Source organism: uncultured Aquimonas sp., from assembly GCF_937888285.1.
Classification (GTDB): Bacteria; Pseudomonadota; Gammaproteobacteria; order Xanthomonadales; family Xanthomonadaceae; genus Aquimonas.
Genome location: NZ_CALART010000005.1, coordinates 1 through 20120, shown reverse-complemented (window position 1 = coordinate 20120; position 20120 = coordinate 1). Strand labels below are relative to the sequence as shown.

General features: G+C 65.6%; 13 protein-coding genes and 1 CRISPR repeat array. All 13 genes read right to left on the bottom strand.

Annotation, left to right across the window (positions count from 1 at the left end; genetic code table 11):
- Window positions 1-41: 41 nt before the first annotated feature.
- A complete protein-coding gene (gene ppa / locus Q0654_RS00500) occupies window positions 42-590 on the bottom strand; it encodes an inorganic diphosphatase (RefSeq protein ID WP_298849384.1) in 549 nt (182 codons plus the stop codon).
- A 551-nt stretch (window positions 591-1141) separates the two neighbouring features.
- Complete coding sequence (locus Q0654_RS00495) at window positions 1142-2728, bottom strand: serine hydrolase domain-containing protein (protein WP_298849382.1); 1587 nt, start codon at window positions 2726-2728, stop codon at window positions 1142-1144.
- A gap of 31 nt (window positions 2729-2759) precedes the next feature.
- Window positions 2760-3758: a helix-turn-helix domain-containing protein gene (locus Q0654_RS00490; protein WP_298849380.1), complete on the bottom strand. Its 999-nt coding sequence runs from the start codon at window positions 3756-3758 to the stop codon at window positions 2760-2762.
- Between the two features lie 263 nt (window positions 3759-4021).
- Window positions 4022-10036: a CRISPR direct-repeat array (repeat unit 37 nt; unit sequence GTTTCAACCCACGCCTGCTCGTTGATGAGCAGGCGAC).
- A gap of 176 nt (window positions 10037-10212) precedes the next feature.
- The gene (cas2, locus tag Q0654_RS00485; RefSeq protein WP_298849378.1) at window positions 10213-10503 is read right to left on the bottom strand and encodes a CRISPR-associated endonuclease Cas2; all 291 of its coding nucleotides are present in this window, start codon (window positions 10501-10503) and stop codon (window positions 10213-10215) included.
- Window positions 10504-10510: 7 nt separating this feature from the next.
- A complete protein-coding gene (cas1c, locus tag Q0654_RS00480; RefSeq protein WP_298849376.1) occupies window positions 10511-11554 on the bottom strand; it encodes a type I-C CRISPR-associated endonuclease Cas1c in 1044 nt (347 codons plus the stop codon).
- A complete protein-coding gene (gene cas4 / locus Q0654_RS00475; protein ID WP_298849374.1) occupies window positions 11551-12165 on the bottom strand; it encodes a CRISPR-associated protein Cas4 in 615 nt (204 codons plus the stop codon). Before cas4 ends, cas1c begins: the two co-directional genes overlap by 4 nt.
- On the bottom strand, window positions 12155-12535 hold the full coding sequence (locus Q0654_RS00470; RefSeq protein WP_298849372.1) for a DUF5615 family PIN-like protein: 381 nt from the start codon (window positions 12533-12535) through the stop codon (window positions 12155-12157). The genes cas4 and Q0654_RS00470 overlap by 11 nt, the downstream gene beginning before the upstream one ends.
- A gap of 3 nt (window positions 12536-12538) precedes the next feature.
- The gene (locus Q0654_RS00465; RefSeq protein ID WP_298849370.1) at window positions 12539-12778 is read right to left on the bottom strand and encodes a DUF433 domain-containing protein; all 240 of its coding nucleotides are present in this window, start codon (window positions 12776-12778) and stop codon (window positions 12539-12541) included.
- A gap of 1 nt (window position 12779) precedes the next feature.
- Window positions 12780-13892, bottom strand: a complete 1113-nt coding sequence (cas7c, locus tag Q0654_RS00460; RefSeq protein WP_298849368.1) for a type I-C CRISPR-associated protein Cas7/Csd2 — start codon at window positions 13890-13892, stop codon at window positions 12780-12782.
- Window positions 13889-15649, bottom strand: coding sequence for a type I-C CRISPR-associated protein Cas8c/Csd1 (gene cas8c, locus Q0654_RS00455; RefSeq protein ID WP_298849367.1), 1761 nt, complete (start codon window positions 15647-15649; stop codon window positions 13889-13891). The genes cas7c and cas8c overlap by 4 nt, the downstream gene beginning before the upstream one ends.
- Window positions 15646-16311 carry a type I-C CRISPR-associated protein Cas5c gene (gene cas5c, locus Q0654_RS00450; protein WP_298849365.1) on the bottom strand — a complete coding sequence of 222 codons (666 nt, stop codon included), beginning with the start codon at window positions 16309-16311 and terminating at the stop codon, window positions 15646-15648. The genes cas8c and cas5c overlap by 4 nt, the downstream gene beginning before the upstream one ends.
- 10 nt (window positions 16312-16321) lie before the next feature.
- On the bottom strand, window positions 16322-18550 hold the full coding sequence (cas3, locus tag Q0654_RS00445) for a CRISPR-associated helicase Cas3' (RefSeq protein ID WP_298849363.1): 2229 nt from the start codon (window positions 18548-18550) through the stop codon (window positions 16322-16324).
- A 174-nt stretch (window positions 18551-18724) separates the two neighbouring features.
- Window positions 18725-20120: sodium-translocating pyrophosphatase (locus tag Q0654_RS00440; protein ID WP_298849362.1), on the bottom strand; the 1396-nt coding region annotated here is incomplete at its 5' end.

The following is a 20120-nucleotide window of genomic DNA, read 5'->3' as shown; positions in this document are numbered from 1 at the left end:
GGATCAGGCCGCTTTCGGCGGCTGGATTCGCAAGCGGTGGATCAGAACTTCGGCTTGTCGTCGCTGCTGTTGTAGCGCTCGATGGCATCCAGCAGGATCGCCTTGGCCTCGGCGGCATTGCCCCAGCCGTCCAGCTTCACCCACTTGCCCTTCTCCAGGTCCTTGTAGTGCTCGAAGAAGTGGCCGATGCGCTCCAGCCAGTGGCCCGAGACCTGCTCGATGTCGTTGATGTGGCTGTAGCCGGCAAACACCTTGCCGACCGGCACGGCCAGCAGCTTCTCGTCCGAGCCGGCCTCGTCGGTCATCTTCAGCACGCCGACCGGGCGGCAGCGGATCACCGAGCCGGGGATCAGCGGCAGCGGCAGGATCACCAGCACGTCCGCGGGGTCACCGTCGCCGCACAGGCTGTGCGGCACATAGCCGTAGTTGCAGGGATAGCGCATCGGCGTCGACAGGATGCGGTCGACGAAGATCGCGCCGGTGTCCTTGTCGACCTCGTACTTGACCGGCTCGGCGTCCTTCGGAATTTCGATGACGACGTTGATCTCGTTCGGCACATCGCGGCCGGAGGGAACAAGTTCGAGGCCCATGGCTGGCTCCTGCGGGGTAGGGAAGGAAGTTCGGGAGCGGGTCGTGCCCGGCACGGGGGCATTCCACAGCGCCCCATCTGCCAAGGCCGCCCTGCCGTTGAGGGCCGCCCGCGCGGCGCGAAGGATACGGGATCGGCTGCTGCGGCGCACCACGGCCATGGTCGTGACGCCCCTCAGCACCGGCACACAGCGTGCGCGTGCCGCGCACCCATCGGTGCAGGTAGGTGCGCGTGTCGCGCACCAACGGACGCACACGGTGTGTGCACGTCCTGCACTGCTTCCTCGTGACGAGCGACGCCGCGAGCGATTCCCATGAGTCCTGCGAGCAGCCGGCGCGCACGGCTTGCCCGCCCAAGGTACTCAGAGTTTCTCGGTCGCGCGTTTCGGGTCGGGCGTTCTCCAACGAACCTTGATTCGTCATCCCCGCGGATGCGGGGATCCAGTGATCTTGCGACTGGGTCAGGCTGTGACTGGGCCCCCGCATTCGCGGGGGCGACAAGTCATGGGGCGGCAGGCGTTCTGTTCCTCGAGAGCGTCGAGTGCGCCGTGGATCAGCGCTCCACGGCGGCGCTGACCCGCGCTTCGACCACCCGCTGGAGCCTCAGCGCGAACGGCAGCAGAAAGCGCAGGCGCTCCGGCCCCTCGTAGGCCACCAGCGCGCCTTCCAGTGTGTCGTCGTCGCGCAGGCTCAGCTTCAGCAGCAGGGCAGCAGCGCCGCCCGGAGCGTCAGCCGACCGCCAGGGACCTTGCACAGCGCTGACCAGCGAGTCCCCCCGAACGATGGCCTGGAAGCCTCGAACTGCGGGCGTGGTCTCACCTTCCACGCCGGACAGGTACTCGAACCGGCTCTCAGCTTCGGGATCGATGTGCAGACTCACGCTGCGCACCAGCCCATCCACCGCGATCGTGCCGGTCCAATCGCCGCCAAAGCGCGTGGGCACACTCAAGGGGGTGAAATCGACGGTCGGGTCCAGGCCCAGCGCGGGTGCCTCCGGCCAGGCATCACGCAGCAGGCGTTCGGCCAGCGCCTGCAAAAAGGGCTGGGCCTCGCTGCGGTTGACCAGCACGGTGAGCACGAGGCCCTGGTCAGGAAAGAGCGCAAGCAGGGTGCTCGCGCCAGGCATGCCGCCTTCATGCCAGATCTGTGCGGGTGCGGCGATCGGACCGCGCACGTACCAGCCCTGGCCATACCAGGCGTCGCCATACATCGGATGTGCCGCACCGTCGCTGTCCGGGCCGCGCATCGCCATGACTTCCGTCGCGGGCAGCAGCGCAAGCATCGCTTCGAAGCGCGAAGGGTCGAGATGGAAGGCGCCGAAGCGCAGCAGATCGTTGACGCTCGCGAACACGTTGCCCGCGCCGGGCGTGTCGTTCCACAGTGGGCCAATCGGCTTCAACGCAGTGTCATAGCCGACCGCGCCCGCATGCGCATCGGTACCGGCGACGAACGCATCTCGCATGTCCAGGGGAGTGAACACCGAACGCTGCAGGTAGCCCTCGAAGGAGTCGCCGCTGCGCGCTGCGATCGCGGCGCCGATGAGCCCATAGCCGAGGTTCGAGTACTCCGCGATCCGCCCCGGGGATTGCACCGTGCGGAGATAGGGTCGCTGCGCGAGCGACGCCCGGGCTGCGGCACCAGCGATTTCAGCGCCGTAGTGGATCCGCGCATAGGTGCCCAGACCCGCGGTGTGATGCAGCAGCCGCCTCAGCGCGACGCCCTGCAGTGGATCAGCACTGTCCTCCTCCGACCTCAGCGCAGGCAGCACGTGCTGGATCGGCGCATCCATCGACAGGCCCGAGGCGTGCTGCAGCACGCGCAGCGCGGTTGCGGTGATCGGTTTGCTCAAGGATGCCAGCGCATACGGCGTCTGCAGGCTTGAGGCAATGTTCTGCTCACGATCGGCTGCACCGACCGCGGCGGCATGCAGCACGACGCCATCGCGGGCAATGGCGTAGGCCGCGGAGGGGATCTCGCCGGCATCGAGCGCCGCGCGCGCAAACGCATAGGCCTCGGCGAAGTCGAGCGGGCCGCGGTGGACCGCGTCCGCAGCGAAGGCCAGGGCGTTCGCCGTCGACAGCAGCAGGAACAGCGAAGCACGAACGCTCGCAGCGGCAGCATTCGCAGGGTGAGCTGTCATGGGGCGTGCAGCGTGGGTCATGTCGACAGCCTCAGCGGGTGGATCGGGATTGAAACCGCGCGCGGTACTGCAGCGGCGCGATGCCGTAGTGGCGCTCGAAGGCGCGGCGGAACACATCGGCGCTGAGGTAACCCACGCTGCGCGCGATGCGCTCGACGCCGAGGCCGCTCGCGATCAGCCGCTGGCCGGCCTCTTCGACGCGCAGACGCTCGACATAGGCCGCGGGCGAAAGCGCGAAGTGGCGCAGGAACAGGCGCGAGGGTTGGCGCTCGCTGCAGTGGCAGCGCGCGGCCAGCGCTGCCACCGACAGCTCGCCATCGAGATGGTCGAGGATCCAGGCCGACAGCCGGCTCAGTCGTGCATCGTCCGCGCCCTGCGAGGCCAGGCGCTCGCAGTACTGGCGCTGCCCGCCGGGGCGCTTGAGATGCACCACCAGCTCGCGCGCCACCGCCAGCGCGCAGTCGCTGCCGTGGTCCTGTTCGACCAGGGACAGGCAGAGGTCGATGCCGGCAGTGACTCCGGCCGAGGTGTAAAGCGCGCCCTGTCGCAGGTACAGCGCATCGATCACCAGGCCAATGGCCGGATAGCGCGCGGCGAAGGCCGCCGCATGCTTCCAGTGGGTGGTCGCCTGCAGGCCATCCAGCAGTCCGGCTTCGGCCAGCGCGTAGGCGCCTGTGCAGATCGAGGCCAGGCGCCGCACGCCCGCGTGGTGCAGTTTCAACCAAATCGCAACACGTGCAAGCCGCGCGGGTTCGCGCAGGCCTTTGCCGCCCGGCACGATCAAGGTATCCGCCGGCGTTGGCCCCTCGAGAAGTCCGTCCGCGACCAAGCGCAGACCGTTCTCCGCCACGAAACTCGGGCCATCCAGGCTCAGCACCTGCAGCGCATAGGCGGCGCGTGCGCGCGGGTGTCGCTCGCGCAGCCAGTCGTTCGCCGTCGCAAACACTTCTGCTGGCCCGGTCAGATCCAGCGCGGTCAGCCCGTCGTAGCCGAGGAGAACAATCTGGCGGGTGCGTGTGGAGGGTTTCATGCGGTCAGTCTGCGCTTGGTGCGAGCGTCCCGAAAGACCATGAAGCGACGATTTAGGACACAGGCAGTAGAGCAGCGGACGATCCGCTGACGGAAAGTCGCGCCCCCTCAAGCGGAATAGGGTGGGCCCTGGCCCACCATGAGCCCCATCCCGCCGATCGCCCGCCGCTTACTGGGGAGATGCGCCTTGCCAGTTCGATTAACGTCTGCGCCTTCGCGGCCCGGCCTCTTGCCGCCTGAGAGCAGGAATTGCATGCAGCAGCACCTTCACCCCAAGCCTGCTCGTTGATGAGCAGGCGACCGAAGGCTTCGATGAGGTCGCTCATGCCCGAGATATTTCAACCCACGCCTGCTCGTTGATGAGCAGGCGACGCCTTGTGCATGGCCGATTCGAGCAGGATCGGGTTTCAACCCACGCCTGCTCGTTGATGAGCAGGCGACCTGCCTGGTCAAATCATCGGGCAGGTCAGCGAGTTTCAACCCACGCCTGCTCGTTGATGAGCAGGCGACGGGCCTGGTGCTGCCCAAGAGCGCAGAGGACAGCAAGTTTCAACCCACGCCTGCTCGTTGATGAGCAGGCGACGCGACGATTCGAGACCACGAACTCGTCGTTGCCGTTTCAACCCACGCCTGCTCGTTGATGAGCAGGCGACGACTGACACGCGCATGAGCAAAAGTCTGACCCCGTTTCAACCCACGCCTGCTCGTTGATGAGCAGGCGACGCGACGATTCGAGACCACGAACTCGTCGTTGCCGTTTCAACCCACGCCTGCTCGTTGATGAGCAGGCGACGACTGACACGCGCATGAGCAAAAGTCTGACCCCGTTTCAACCCACGCCTGCTCGTTGATGAGCAGGCGACCTGACGGAGAGACGGCGTGAACCGCAGAGAATGGTTTCAACCCACGCCTGCTCGTTGATGAGCAGGCGACACGATCAGGAACAGCTTGGCGGACAGCCAGTCGTTGTTTCAACCCACGCCTGCTCGTTGATGAGCAGGCGACTTCGTGCTCGGCCTGCGAAGCCAGCGGATGCTCGTTTCAACCCACGCCTGCTCGTTGATGAGCGGGCGACGCTCGACGGCCAGGTGCGCATGCCGATCGACCTGGTTTCAACCCACGCCTGCTCGTTGATGAGCAGGCGACCTGGTTTCGGCGTACCTCGTGCCCCGCTACGGTGTTTCAACCCACGCCTGCTCGTTGATGAGCAGGCGACGGCGATCACCCGAGCCAGTCGACACCGCGAGCGTTTCAACCCACGCCTGCTCGTTGATGAGCAGGCGACGATCGGCCACGACCCCTGCCGCGACGTGCAGGTGTTTCAACCCACGCCTGCTCGTTGATGAGCAGGCGACATGTGTTCACGATCGAGCGCACTTACACCGCGCTGTTTCAACCCACGCCTGCTCGTTGATGAGCAGGCGACAGTTCAGGTCGTAGCTGATGCCCGAGGCGGTCAGGTTTCAACCCACGCCTGCTCGTTGATGAGCAGGCGACGCGAGGCTTTGCGCGCGGCGGCTTGGTGCCAGGGTTTCAACCCACGCCTGCTCGTTGATGAGCAGGCGACATCGGCGGTGGATCCTGTCCCACCTTTCCTGTGGTGTTTCAACCCACGCCTGCTCGTTGATGAGCAGGCGACGCTGCATACGCTTTGGTCAGTCAGCTGCAACAAGTTTCAACCCACGCCTGCTCGTTGATGAGCAGGCGACACCGGGACTGTGAGTACCTGGGCCACCAGTCGAAGTTTCAACCCACGCCTGCTCGTTGATGAGCAGGCGACCTGTCGGCGTGCGCGTCGACCAAGCTCAACCTGTTTCAACCCACGCCTGCTCGTTGATGAGCAGGCGACGCGATGGCACATCGCTTCCCGCTCGCCTACGAGTTTCAACCCACGCCTGCTCGTTGATGAGCAGGCGACGTCAGAGCACCGTCAGACCCGTGCGAACTTCCACGTTTCAACCCACGCCTGCTCGTTGATGAGCAGGCGACGCCGCCACGGTCGCCGCACATATCGAAGCCGCGTTTCAACCCACGCCTGCTCGTTGATGAGCAGGCGACTGGGCGTGGCCTATGTCGCTGGACGCCTGCAGGAGAGTTTCAACCCACGCCTGCTCGTTGATGAGCAGGCGACACCTGGCTTCGCGTTCAGGCTTCCCGCGGAGACGCGTTTCAACCCACGCCTGCTCGTTGATGAGCAGGCGACGGGATCAGCCTGCTGGAATCCCAGGAAGTGTTGTTTCAACCCACGCCTGCTCGTTGATGAGCAGGCGACGACGCCGTCAGCTTCCGCCTGCTGGCCAGCCTGTTTCAACCCACGCCTGCTCGTTGATGAGCAGGCGACGTTGACGTAGTCCCACTTCGGCATCGAGTAGTCGTTTCAACCCACGCCTGCTCGTTGATGAGCAGGCGACTTCAGCGCCCGCCGCACCGGCAAGACCGCAGTGTTTCAACCCACGCCTGCTCGTTGATGAGCAGGCGACATGCGCGGTGGATGCCAGCGCGCTGCGCTCAGTGTTTCAACCCACGCCTGCTCGTTGATGAGCAGGCGACGTACGAGGCCGAGCACAACGATGTGGCCGATATCGGTTTCAACCCACGCCTGCTCGTTGATGAGCAGGCGACCTCGACGCGGCGCATGACGCCGATCCAGCGGTGTTTCAACCCACGCCTGCTCGTTGATGAGCAGGCGACGCGGATGCCCCACTTCGGGTGCGTGAACTGCTCGTTTCAACCCACGCCTGCTCGTTGATGAGCAGGCGACCTGCTGGCGCTTGAGCTCGATGGCCAAGCCGTGGTTTCAACCCACGCCTGCTCGTTGATGAGCAGGCGACATCGGCCCGAGCCCGCTCGCGAGGGCTGTCATGGTTTCAACCCACGCCTGCTCGTTGATGAGCAGGCGACCTGGTTCACCGAGGTCTATTCGTCGATCAGCCCGTTTCAACCCACGCCTGCTCGTTGATGAGCAGGCGACCCTTGCTCCACGGGATCTGATCGATGCGCCAGGTTTCAACCCACGCCTGCTCGTTGATGAGCAGGCGACCACGGTCATCGCCGTAGCGAGGCTGCAGCAGCTGTTTCAACCCACGCCTGCTCGTTGATGAGCAGGCGACGCGGCGCACCTGCGATTGCACCGGGTCACCATCGTTTCAACCCACGCCTGCTCGTTGATGAGCAGGCGACCCGTCGACGAGGTGCGCAAGCTGGCTCAGGCAGCGTTTCAACCCACGCCTGCTCGTTGATGAGCAGGCGACGTAGGTGCCGGTGTCGGCGATGCCCGCATCCGCGTTTCAACCCACGCCTGCTCGTTGATGAGCAGGCGACGTCAGGCCTGTGCAAGGTCAGACGCACCGCCCGGCGTTTCAACCCACGCCTGCTCGTTGATGAGCAGGCGACATCCATGCGCTCGAGCTTCACCTTCAGGTCCGCGTTTCAACCCACGCCTGCTCGTTGATGAGCAGGCGACTTCCTTGAAGTCCGGCAGGGTCACCTGACGGCAGTTTCAACCCACGCCTGCTCGTTGATGAGCAGGCGACGTGGCGGCACTTGACCTGCAAGCCGTCGACCTCGTTTCAACCCACGCCTGCTCGTTGATGAGCAGGCGACGCACCAGTCGCGGAACAGGTTCAGCAGCTGCCGCGCGTTTCAACCCACGCCTGCTCGTTGATGAGCAGGCGACCTCGCCGAGGATGGTGTTGGTGAACGTGATGGCGTTTCAACCCACGCCTGCTCGTTGATGAGCAGGCGACGCACGGGTTGGGCCAACGGCAACCTCCTGCGCTTGTTTCAACCCACGCCTGCTCGTTGATGAGCAGGCGACCTGGGCGAAGTCGATGCAGTCCGCGGCGGTGATGTTTCAACCCACGCCTGCTCGTTGATGAGCAGGCGACGTGGTCGTGCAGCGCGCGGTCGTCGTCGTCGCGCAGGTTTCAACCCACGCCTGCTCGTTGATGAGCAGGCGACGGCGTGAGCGGGCCCGACGGTCACTGGTACGCGGTTTCAACCCACGCCTGCTCGTTGATGAGCAGGCGACGTCGCGCCGCACTCTGTATGCCGTGATCGACGCCGTTTCAACCCACGCCTGCTAGTTGATGAGCAGGCGACGACGGCGTCGAGGGTGTAGTTGCGGGGGATCTCGTTTCAACCCACGCCTGCTCGTTGATGAGCAGGCGACCCTCCTTCCGGCACCACGCGACGCGCTGGATCCGGTTTCAACCCACGCCTGCTCGTTGATGAGCAGGCGACGTGATGCTTGCAGGCCGCGTCCATCTGTCGACGCAGTTTCAACCCACGCCTGCTCGTTGATGAGCAGGCGACGCTAGCTGCTATCAGCAAGTTCAAAACGGCGATGTTTCAACCCACGCCTGCTCGTTGATGAGCAGGCGACTGTGGTCCTGCGTGGCTGCCATCTCGTCCTCAAGTTTCAACCCACGCCTGCTCGTTGATGAGCAGGCGACGCCGAGCGCGCTCGAAGCGGTGGTGCCCAACGAGTTTCAACCCACGCCTGCTCGTTGATGAGCAGGCGACATGTGCCCTCGGGCAGCACCTACGAGAAGCACATGTTTCAACCCACGCCTGCTCGTTGATGAGCAGGCGACGTCGAGCGCGCGGTGCACGACTCCACCGAATCGTTTCAACCCACGCCTGCTCGTTGATGAGCAGGCGACGTTTGAGGTCAAGTGACATGTGCGGTCTCTCTTGTTTCAACCCACGCCTGCTCGTTGATGAGCAGGCGACTCGGGGCGTGGGACGCCCTGCGCAACACCTTCGAGTTTCAACCCACGCCTGCTCGTTGATGAGCAGGCGACCATGGTCTGCCTGCCTGGCGAAGCCAGCATGGAGTTTCAACCCACGCCTGCTCGTTGATGAGCAGGCGACGCTGACTGCGGGTTGCGCCAACGGCGTTTCCCAGTTTCAACCCACGCCTGCTCGTTGATGAGCAGGCGACGGCGCAGCACGCCAAAGCGTGAACCCTGTCGCGGTTTCAACCCACGCCTGCTCGTTGATGAGCAGGCGACGTGGGCGGCACTGCCAGTGCAGGCGTCGCAACTGTTTCAACCCACGCCTGCTCGTTGATGAGCAGGCGACAGGACTATCGCGGCGACGCCAACAGCAACAAGACGTTTCAACCCACGCCTGCTCGTTGATGAGCAGGCGACAGGACTATCGCGGCGACGCCAACAGCAACAAGACGTTTCAACCCACGCCTGCTCGTTGATGAGCAGGCGACCGAGCCGGTAGCGCTGTCCGGCGGGCAGGATGGTTTCAACCCACGCCTGCTCGTTGATGAGCAGGCGACGTGGCCATGCCGAGATTCCGGGCGGCCTGCTCGTTTCAACCCACGCCTGCTCGTTGATGAGCAGGCGACGAAGAGCAGCGCGAGGCCTACCGCGTCTCGCTTGTTTCAACCCACGCCTGCTCGTTGATGAGCAGGCGACCTGACCAGCCGGCCGGATGACAGCGGCAAGAAGTTTCAACCCACGCCTGCTCGTTGATGAGCAGGCGACTGCCGGCTGCCTGAGGAATGGAGTGAGCTATGCGTTTCAACCCACGCCTGCTCGTTGATGAGCAGGCGACGCGGTGACGCCGAATGGATGGCAAGCCAGCTTCGGTTTCAACCCACGCCTGCTCGTTGATGAGCAGGCGACGGAGGGCGCGAAGTGGCCGATCTACGCGAAGAAGTTTCAACCCACGCCTGCTCGTTGATGAGCAGGCGACGATCTACGCCCAAGCCCCGCACCTGAAGCCGAAGGTTTCAACCCACGCCTGCTCGTTGATGAGCAGGCGACCAGCACCCCGGACGCCAACTACTCGGCCTATATCGTTTCAACCCACGCCTGCTCGTTGATGAGCAGGCGACCCGAAGGCACCCGACGTCTGGCTGCGTGCATTCGTTTCAACCCACGCCTGCTCGTTGATGAGCAGGCGACTCTTGTACAGCAAGTCCACCAACATGTCGGTTCTGTTTCAACCCACGCCTGCTCGTTGATGAGCAGGCGACGTCGTCGGCGCAGATCAGGATGCGCGCCAGCTTGTTTCAACCCACGCCTGCTCGTTGATGAGCAGGCGACCAAGGCGCTGCGCCGGCGTGTCGTCGATCTTCTCGTTTCAACCCACGCCTGCTCGTTGATGAGCAGGCGACCGTGGTCGCCGTGGTCAGCAGACGCGTCGCGGTGTTTCAACCCACGCCTGCTCGTTGATGAGCAGGCGACAACGGGAACAAAGCCCGTGCTGAGACTGGTGAGGTTTCAACCCACGCCTGCTCGTTGATGAGCAGGCGACTCCACCTTGGAAAACCGTTGATCTGCAAGGCTTGCGCAAACCCTTTGCGCGAACCTCGTTGAATGCTGGACATCGAGCGAGCGAACGGCCACGCGCGGCTCCGCAACTTCAGGAAAATCAGGGCTTTCCGGTCCGCGCGAACCTGCCGGGAAATCGGGCGATGCTTGGGGTTCGCGTCAGACCACCAAGGGGCCATCGAAGTCTAGCGCACGGAAGTTGCCGTGCTGCTTGATGTTGAGCTCCGCCGGTTCGTGCAGGCGGTAGAAGCGCAGGCAGTCCTGCTCGGGGTCGATGATCGACAGCAGGCGGCGCTCCAGCTCTTCGAACTGCATCTGGTTGATGCGGCATTCGAACACCGACTTCTGCACGCGCTGGCCGATGCGTTCGCAGGCCTTGGCCACGCGGCGCAGGCGACTGCGGCCTTCGCTGGTTTCGGTGGACACGTCGTAGCAGGCGATGACCAGCATGGCGACCTCAGCGGTGCAAATAGGGCAGGTAGGCGGGTGTTTCGCCGCGCAGGCTGCGCGCCAGGATGCGCGCCTGCACCTGTGGCAGCAGACCGCAGGGGATCTCGGCCTCCAGCAGCGGGTGGGTCAGTACGTCCTGCTTGCGGGTTTGCCAAGCGGTGGCGACGGTGCGGCGCGCCTCGTCGCCCAGCAGCACGCCGCCGCCTTCGGTGATGCGGAAATCGTTCTCGCCGATCTGCCCGCGGTTGATCAAGGACAACGCAGTGCGATCGGCCAGCACCGCGCGGAACTCTTCCACCAGGTCGAGCGCCAGCGCAGGCCGGCCGGGCCGCAAGGCATGCAGAAAGCCCATCTGCGGATCGAGCCCCACCACTTCGAGCGCGCTGCGGCATTCGTGAGTGATCAAGGTATAGAGGTAGGAGAGCAGCGCGTTGCAGCGATCCCGCGGCGGCCGTCGGCTGCGCCCGGAAGGCGCGAAGGCCTCGCGGCGGTCGGGGCGAATCAGGTGCTGGAAGGCACCGAAATAGGTGCGCGCGGCTTCGCCTTCCACGCCGCGCAGGGCATCCAGATCTTCCACTGCGGTGGCGGCGCGCAGCGAGGCATCGAACTTCTGCACCGCCGCAGCCAGCGCTTCGCTGTCGGCTTCGCTCTTCGCCTCGCGCGCGCTGCGCTGCAGCACATTCCGGCTGTTGCGCAGCTTGCCCAGCACGAACTGGCGCGCATTCGCCAGCGTGCTGGCGGTATCCGAGACCGCCTGATGCTGGGCCTGACGCAGCAGCACGTTGCCGCTCATCGGGCCTTCGACGCGCGCGCGGAATCGGCCGCTGCGGTCCAGCAGGCAGAGCCCGATGCCGGCTTCCGCGCAGCGTCCGATCAGGGCCGGTGAGATCAGCACATCGCCCAGACAGACGATGCTGCCCAGATGGTGCAGGGGCACGCGCAGGCGGGTTTCGCGCTCCACCTCGATGCGCACGGTGTCGTTGTCCAGATGCAGATAGCTACCGCCGGTCATCACATACAAGGTGTTCTGCAGGGTGTAGCTGAGGCTCATGGCGCGGTCAGCTCCTTCAGCAGCGCCGCGTAGCGGGCGTGCTCGGCCAGCGGCTTGGGTTGGCAGAGTTCGATCAATGAGCACTCGCGGCAGCGGGTGTCGTTGGCGGGTGGCGGCAGGCGCGCCTGACGCAGCATCTCTCGCACTGCGAGGGCTGCTGCTTCCACCTCGGCGCGCAGTGCGGCGTCGATGCGCACCTCGCGACGGCGGCGCGAGCTGTGGTGGTAGATCGCGCCCGCGGGCACTGGCTTGCCGGTCATCTCTTCCAGGCACAGCGCCTGCGCGGCCAGCTGCAGTTCGTCGTGACGGCGCTGGCGTCGGCGACCGTGTTTGTATTCCACGGGGTAGGGCGTGCCATCGGCGGCGAACTCGACGACATCGGCCTTGCCGATCAGGCCCAGGCGTTCGCACCACAGCGGCATGGCGCGCTCGATGCGCGTGCGGCCTGCGCGCTCCACGCCGGGTTCGTCCACCAGCGCATGCACTGCGCGCCCGCGCGCGGTGTGCAGGTTCTCGGCAAAGGCTTGCTCAAGGTGGATCAACGCGCACTGGCGCGGGCAATAGCTCCAGTGCTGCAGGGCCGACAGCGGGATGGGGTCTTCAGCGTCCACCCGCCGCATCGCCCAAGGGCCGCCAGCGCACGGCCTCGTCCAGCACGATGAAGTAGCCGCCGCTGCGCGCCTCGGCGGAATCGAGCAACGCGAGCAGGCGCAGCGCGGCATCGTCCACGCCGAAGCGCTGAAGGCGGTAGAGCACCAGCGCAGGCGGTGGCGTCAGGCCGCGCCGGAAGATCAGCTCGCCGTAGTCCATGTCGAAGGTCAGCAGCCAGCGCTGCTCGGCCACGGCGCGCGCCAGCACGCTGATGTCGTCGATGCCCGGGGAGTCCTCGCGAACGGCGGCCACGTCGATACCCGCCGCCCGCAGCCGCCGGATCGACGGTGCGGGCAGGTTCTCGTTGGCCAGCAGGCGCGGCGGCCACATGGCCTAGGCCACCGCCTTGCTCGCGGCGATGTAGCGCTCGTCGCGCATCAGCTCGGCGGCAAAGGCCAGCGCCGCCTGGACGTCTTCGGCGCACAGGTGCGGGTAGGCCTCGATCAGGGTGAGCACGTCCCAGCCGCCGGAGAGCCGCTCCAGAATCCACTCCACCGAGATGCGCGTGCCGCGGATGCAGGGCTTGCCCAGCATCACCTCGGGGTCGGCCACGATGCGGCCCTTCCAGTCCATGTCAGCACCTGCGGATCAGTTCAACGCCCGGGCCGGCGGATACGGTTTCGCCCACGGCAAGAGTACGCCCGTCGAAGCGCACGTCGTAATGGTCGAAGCATCGGGCAATGGCCATCTCGGGCTTGCGCGCCACCGTGAGACGGTCGAACAGGCTGTGCGCGGGCGCATTGCCCAGCTCGCTCTCGTGCTTGAACACGTACAGGCCGCGCGTGGACATCTGGCCGCGTGCGGCCGAGCGGTCGTGCTCGAACATCTGGCCGAGCGCCTGCCACAGCAGTTCGAGGTCGTCCGCCGAGAAGCCCGACTGCTTGGCAAGGAAGCTGGAGACGAAGCCGTGCGCGACATAGAGGCCATAGGGCACGGTGTGCTTGCGGCCCATGGTGCGGTTGTCGCCGCCCTGCTTCTCGGCCTCGGCCTCGGTGGCGACGGCCATGCGGGTGATGCTGTGCTCCTGCGCGACGATGGGGTCGACCGAGCGGCCAAAGGTGAGCTGGACGGGGCCGCGGACCTGGCCGCAGTTGGGCGCTGACTTGAGGCTCAGCACCGCGCCAAAGGTACGGATGTCGAAGTAGTTCTTGCACAGCCAAGCCTTGCCACCGTCACTCTCTGCGGGGGTGGGCTTTCGCCCCTTAGCTCCCGAGAGTGCCTTGGTCAGTAGCTGTGAGAGCGCCTTTGGCGCCTGCAGCTCCTTGATGGAAGCTTTGATCGCCTTGGGGTCAACGTCGGCTGCGACGACAAGTCGCCAGGAATCGTCGTCTTCTTCCTGGATGCTCAGCCCCTCTGGAAGCCCGAGTTCCTCAAGCGCTTCTGCTTGCGTATGGGTAATCGGGACTCTGCTCTCGTCACCCAAACTGATACCAAGTTCCTTGAAGGCCTCCACATGAGCGCGTCCGAGAACGCTCCGCTCGCGCACGTAGATGTCGTAGGGTTTCGCGTACTCACGGGTGAGCGCTACGAAGTTTCGGACCTTCCGCTTGAGGCACACGTCGGTCACAAGTCCACGCCCGGTCTCCGCATCCAGCCTGGGCAGATTGCCGGCGTCGGGATCTCCGTTCGGATTGCCGTCGATGACATCAAACAGCAAGGCAAAATCGAAGCGATTGACAAGGCTCATGCTGCGTTCTCCTGGTGATTGCGGTAAGTGGAGGAATCCTGACGCTGGTGGTAGTAGCCCACCGCGAAGCGACCTTGCGCAGCGAGGTCGAACACTGCTGGGAACGGGTTCGAGCCCGGCAGGGCATCTGTGATCGAGCCGATCAAGGTCTCGAGGTTCTTAGCCCTACCTTTGCCGAGCTTGCCGAGATGGTGGTTCTTGAGTCTCAGTAGCGTGGGGAACACAGTCATCGGGTTGCTTGATGCAGCGCCAAAGTAGCGATCTCGGATGGTGGCGTTGATTCTCGGGTTCGCTTCCTCCTGAATGCGCTCCAGCACCGCGAACAGACGGCCCAAGCGATAGGCGATGTCGGTGTTGTCTGGATCGAGGGACACGGTAAGCCTCTCCTTGTCTGTGGTGGCCATGCGATTCAAGCAAGCCTTGAGTGCAGCGACGCGCGGATAGTCGATGCTTCGCTCGCCTCGGCGTTCCGCTCGAAATCGTCGAAGCGCGGCATGAAGCCAGCTCTGCGGATAGGCAGCGCCGGTCAGGACGGCGCGCAGGATGTCGCTACCCAGGCTAGGCGGCAGGTTGTCGAGCTTGCCTTGCAGTGCGCAGGCGCGAAGCAGGCTGTTGAGAGACAGTGCGTCTGGCTGATTCGGCCCGTGGGCGAGCGCGATGTCATCGAACCAGCGGGCAAAGCGCGCGGACATGCCGGCGATGGTGTCGACATGCCAGAAGCGCACCGACAGCCGCGCCGCATTCGGTGCCAGGCCCAGCACGAAGAAGCGTTGTCGGGCCTCGGGCAGCTGCGCATATTGGCCGGTGCGCACGGCGGCATAGAGCTTGGCGACGCGGTCGGTGTGCGCGGCCGGGTCGTCCTCCTGGGCGATGCCCAGCAGACTCAGAAAGTCGCCTTGCTCCATGGCGCTGTCCTGCTCGGACCAGAACACCATCGAGGTGTCGCCCACCTGCGCGCGCTGCCGGGAGTTGCGGCCCAGCAGATCGTTCAGCGCCGTCGTGTACTTGGCGGCAGCGTCCTTGCCGACGGGGGCATTCGCGCCCTGCGACTTGCCGTAGGACGCGAACGAGGCCTGATTGAAAGACACGATGTTGGCGCCCGAAGTCTGCGCACCCAACACGCCCTTGATGGCCGCATGCAGTCGCTCGATCGGCGCCGGCTCGCCGCTGACCAGACACAGACCGTCGTTGTCCGAGGCCGACAGCAGTGACCTGCAGGCAGCCTCCACCGCCGGGCGCTGGCAGACCAAGTCGTCATCACTGGAGAGGCGGAAGCTCATCAGAGGGTTGCTGGTACGGATTTCCTCCCACAGCGGGTCGCGCGCCAGCTGGTCAAGGTCGAGTGAATCCAGAAAGGCGAGCACGGCCGCGACGCCGGCATCGCTGCGCGCAGGCTCCGGCAGGTTCTCGATGCGCTGGCGAAAGGCCAAATGCTGTTCGCGCAGGCGCTCGGGCTTCGAGGCCTTGCCCTTCAGCTCGACCGGACAGCCCAGCACGTACTCGGCGGTGTCCCAGAGCAGGTTGGCCTTGACGCCCGAAGTCTTCTTCTCGCCCTGCGGCACGATGCGCGGCCGCGCTCGGCGCGCCTTGCCTTCGCCCAGCCGCACGTCCCGAAGTTGGAGGAAACGTCCGTCGCTGTCGATCTCGATCAGGAACGGGATCTCCTTGTTCTCGAACCCCAGCGGCGCCGGCTGCTCGTTGGCGTCGCTGAGCTTCATGCGGCGCTCGTACAGCTCGACCAGGCTCTGCAGGATCATCCGCGCACCTCCGGGCTGTTCCAGGCCGGCACCTGCACCACGCCCTGCTGCAGCGTCGCCTTGAAGAACCTCGGCGCGGGCTCGGTGGGGTTGGCGAAGTCGAGGTCGTAGAGCATCCAGCCCAGGTCGCGAGTCTCGTCCAGCGCGGCGGGTTCAGCGGCCACGTCTTCCACCCAGCGCACGTCGGCCGAGAACTCGCGGCAGCCGAGATAGGGCTGGTTGACGCACTGCCCGCGCTGCGCGCGGCGGCGGAACATGTCGGCGAACTTGCCGGCGTTGTCGCCGGGCCCGGCCTCGCGGGTCAGCTCGAAGCGCGCATGCAGGCGGTAGCGCACATCGCGCAGAAACAGGCCGGCGCGCTGCTGGCGATCCTCGTCGGCGTACAGCGCCAGCGCGCCCGAGCCCGAGCGCATGGCGGCCTCGACCGAGCGCGACGACACCACCGCGCCGACCTCGTTGCGGCGCAGGCTGAACCAGCGGATCGGGTTCAGCACCTCGATCTTCTGAACCTGCCAGCGGATCGCCGGCTTCCAGCAGATCGACTCGAAAATCGCGCGCGCCGCCGACGGTGTGATCACGTCATAGGACACGCGCTCGGCCTTCATCTCGGGCCGGGTGAAGCAGGCGAAGTCGCCGCGGACGTCCAGACAGAAACCTTGCATGCGTGCTCCATCAAACCATCAAGAGGGCGCTGGCATCGGGGCCATCCAGCCGTAGGCCCAGAACAGCGTCGTATTGCGTTGAAGAGACCAGTTCCCAGACCCCCGGGAACAGCTCGTGAACTTCGTGAGAGTTCTGCAGATGCTGAAAGTCCCGCGGGTTCACGTTGACGGCGAACCTCTGGAGCCGGCGCAGCGCCGAGCCCTGGCTCTGCTGTGCCATCAGCGCAGCGCGCGCAGCCGCATAGCGCGCGTCTTCCGCATCCGACTGGTAGGGCACCAGGATCGCCTGCTGCCGATCATCGATCAGCTTGAAGCGCTCGGCTGCCGTGCGCAGCTGCAGGTTCTGGGCCTTGAGCAGCCCGACGATATCGTGCTGATCCAGCGCGCAGTCGTTGTAAAGAGACTGGAAGTAGCGGGTGAACAGCGCGGGCTGCAGCGGGTCGCCTTCGGCTTGCTTCAATACGCCGATGCAGGCCTGCGCGCCCATGCGTTGCAGCCCCGGTGGCGCCGGCTTCATCGGCACGAACACGATCACTCTGCCGAGCTCGGTCAGCAGCCCCTCGCGGTTGCAGCGTCCGGCCGCCTGCGCGATCGAGTCCAGCCCAGCCAGCGCGCGGTAGACGACAGGGAAGTCCACATCCACACCGGCCTCGATCAGGCTGGTGCTGACCACGCGCAGCGGTGCGGTGTCGTGGCCCTCGCGTCGCGCCTGCAGTCGATGGCGGATCTGCTGGATCACTTCGGAGCGATGGGCGCCGCACATGCGCCCCGACAGATGCAGGCTGCCCTCAGGCAGCAGCGCATGCAGGGCCTGCGCATCGGCGCGGCTGTTGACGATCACCAGTACGCACTCATGGGCGCTGACGCGTTCTGCCAGCTCGGGCCAGTCGGTGCCGACCGACAGGTCTTCGGGCAGCTCGACCTGCACGCGCTTCAACTGGCGGTACAGCGCATCGCGGTCTGCCATCAGCTCGGTGGGCTCAGGCAGGCCGCGGAAATACTGGTCGAAGCTGCGGCGCTCCGACAGCGCGGGCTGGGTGGCGGTGCACAGGACGATCGAAGTGCGGTAGTGCTGGCTGAGCAGGCGCAGCACCTGTGTGATCGGCAGCAGGAAGGGCGGCGGCAGCATCTGCGCCTCGTCCAGGATCACCACGCTGTCGAGGATGTTGTGCAGTTTGCGGCAGCGGCTGGTGCGGGCGGCGAACAGGGATTCGAAGAACTGCACATTGGTGGTGACGATGATCGGCGCATCCCAGTTCTCGGTGGCCAGGCGCGAGCGTTGCGTTTCGCGGCTGCCCTCGTTCTGGACCTCGAAGTTGCTGTGATGCTCGACGACCGCCTCGCCGAACATCCCGCGGAACACGTCCGCGGTCTGTTCGATGATGCTGGTGTAGGGGATGACATAGATCACCCGCTTGAAGCCGTGGCGCTGCGCGTGCTCCAGCGCGAAGGCCATGCTGGAGAGCGTCTTGCCGCCGCCGGTGGGCACGGTCAGGCTGAACAGGCCCGGCGCACAGGCGGCGCGCTCGCGGCAGTCGGCGAGAATCTGCGCGCGCAGTTGCTTGACCGGGCTGTCGGCGGTGAATCTCGCCATGTGCGCATCGAAGCGCGGCTTGAGTTCGCCCAGCGTGGGATAGGCGCTGCGCAGGCCCGAGGCCGCCGGGTCGCCGAAGGCTTCGCTGTCCAGCACGTCGGCGTCGACGAGGCAGGAGAACAGCAGGCGCAGCCAGGTGGCAAACGCCAGCGGCTCGTCTTCACGGCCGGGGATCGTGGGCGGAGCGAGCGCCGCGCTGTCGAGAACGTGCGGCGGTGGTGCGGCCAGCTTCGCTGCTTCGAGTCGGCCGGCCGTTCTTGCACGTTGCAGTCGAGCCTCAAGCTCGGAAGCGTCGTAGAGCCCCGCATGATGGGCTGCGATGGGGTGGGCAATGAGCGCGCCAAGTGGGCCGAGTTGGCACAGGGCATGCAGCGCGCCGGCAGCGGAGTGATCCACGCGACCGCTGTCGCCGATGCCCGCGTCCTCGTGATCCACCTCAACCCCATTGGCTTCCAGCAGATAGCGCTGAAAGTCGGCGGCGTACTTGCCCAGGTCATGCCAGCGCCCAGCCAGCTCGCCCCAGGCCTCGCATCCGAACGCAGCTGCGAAGCACTGGGCGCGACCCGCGACGCCCTGCAGGTGATCTTCGAGCGCCTGAAACCTCAGTGCGCCTTGAGCGTCCTTGATTGCGCGCGCATAGACCATTTCATCGAAGTCCCGATGTGGGAAGACGGACGCTAGCAGCCAACGCGAGCGCGCAATACCCCAAGCGCTGCCAACAAATGCAAACCCGACGCGCGTCGTTTGGGCTGCCGTAGCCTGCAACGCACGCGGCCCGCACAAGGCGGGCCGCGTGGGGTCAAACCATCATCGAAACGATTACAGCAGCGGCACCAGCAGCAGGGCGACGATGTTGATGATCTTGATCAGGGGGTTGATGGCCGGGCCGGCGGTGTCCTTGTAGGGGTCACCCACGGTGTCGCCGGTCACCGCGGCCTTGTGGGCCTCGCTGCCCTTGCCGCCGTGGTGGCCTTCCTCGATGTACTTCTTGGCGTTGTCCCAGGCGCCGCCGCCGGTGCACATCGAGATCGCCACGAACAGGCCGGTGACGATGGTGCCCATCAGCAGGCCGCCGAGCGCGGCCGGGCCCAGCAGCAGGCCGACCAGCACCGGGATGAACAGCGGCAGCATCGAGGGCAGGATCATCTCCTTGATCGCGGCGCGGGTCAGCAGGTCGACGGCCTTGTCGTACTCCGGCTTGCCGGTGCCTTCCATGATCCCCTTGATGTCGCGGAACTGGCGGCGCACTTCCTCGACCACCGCGCCGGCCGCACGGCCCACCGCCTGCATGGCATAGGCGCCGAACAGGAAGGGGATCATGCCGCCGATCAAGAGCCCGATCAGCACGTCCGGGCGGTCGATCGAGAAGTCGATGGCATCGACGCCGAACTTCTCGTCGAGCTTGTGCGCGTAGTCGGCGAACAGCACCAGCGCGGCCAGACCGGCCGAGCCGATCGCATAGCCCTTGGTCACCGCCTTGGTGGTGTTGCCGACCGCGTCCAGCGCGTCGGTGGTCTTGCGGATCTCGGGCCCGAGCTCGCTCATCTCGGCGATGCCGCCGGCGTTGTCGGTGATCGGGCCGTAGGCGTCGAGTGCGACGATCACGCCGGCCATCGACAGCATCGAGGTCGCGGCCACGGCGATGCCGAACAGGCCGGCCAGCTCGTAGCAGGCGTAGATCGCGGCGGCGACCGCCAGCACGGGCGCGGCCGTGGACTTCATCGACACCGCGAGGCCGGCGATGACATTGGTGCCGTGGCCGGTTTCGGACGCCTTGGCGACCTGGCGCACCGGGCCGTACTCGGTGGCGGTGTAGTACTCGGTGATCACCACCATGGCCGCGGTGAGGCCGAGGCCGATCAGGGCGCAGGCGAACACTTCCGTGGCATTCGTCTGGATCATGTCCTGGGTGACGAACCAGAAGGCGATCGCCGCCAGCACGCCGGACACGATCAGGCCCTTGTACAGCGCCTTCATGATCTTGCCGTCGCTGCCGACCTTGACGAAGAAGGTGCCGATGATCGAGGCCACGATCGACACCGCGCCGATCACCAGCGGATACATCACGCCGCCGAAGCCGTAGGTGGCGAAGCTGATGCCGGCGATCAGCATGGCCGCGATGATGGTCACGGCGTAGGTCTCGAACAGGTCGGCGGCCATTCCGGCGCAGTCGCCGACGTTGTCGCCGACGTTGTCGGCGATCACCGCCGGGTTG

Excerpts from the sequence above, each read along its gene's own strand:
- Q0654_RS00470 (WP_298849372.1), bottom strand. The coding sequence starts at position 12,535 with ATGTGGCCGCCGCGCCTGCTGGCCAACGAGAACCTGCCCGCACCGTCG.
- cas7c (WP_298849368.1), bottom strand. The coding sequence starts at position 13,892 with ATGAGCCTTGTCAATCGCTTCGATTTTGCCTTGCTGTTTGATGTCATC.
- cas5c (WP_298849365.1), bottom strand. The coding sequence starts at position 16,311 with ATGCAAGGTTTCTGTCTGGACGTCCGCGGCGACTTCGCCTGCTTCACC.
- cas1c (WP_298849376.1), bottom strand. The coding sequence starts at position 11,554 with ATGAGCCTCAGCTACACCCTGCAGAACACCTTGTATGTGATGACCGGC.
- ppa (WP_298849384.1), bottom strand. The coding sequence starts at position 590 with ATGGGCCTCGAACTTGTTCCCTCCGGCCGCGATGTGCCGAACGAGATC.
- Q0654_RS00490 (WP_298849380.1), bottom strand. The coding sequence starts at position 3,758 with ATGAAACCCTCCACACGCACCCGCCAGATTGTTCTCCTCGGCTACGAC.
- cas3 (WP_298849363.1), bottom strand. The coding sequence starts at position 18,550 with ATGGTCTATGCGCGCGCAATCAAGGACGCTCAAGGCGCACTGAGGTTT.
- cas2 (WP_298849378.1), bottom strand. The coding sequence starts at position 10,503 with ATGCTGGTCATCGCCTGCTACGACGTGTCCACCGAAACCAGCGAAGGC.
- Q0654_RS00465 (WP_298849370.1), bottom strand. The coding sequence starts at position 12,778 with ATGGACTGGAAGGGCCGCATCGTGGCCGACCCCGAGGTGATGCTGGGC.
- cas8c (WP_298849367.1), bottom strand. The coding sequence starts at position 15,649 with ATGATCCTGCAGAGCCTGGTCGAGCTGTACGAGCGCCGCATGAAGCTC.
- Q0654_RS00495 (WP_298849382.1), bottom strand. The coding sequence starts at position 2,728 with ATGACAGCTCACCCTGCGAATGCTGCCGCTGCGAGCGTTCGTGCTTCG.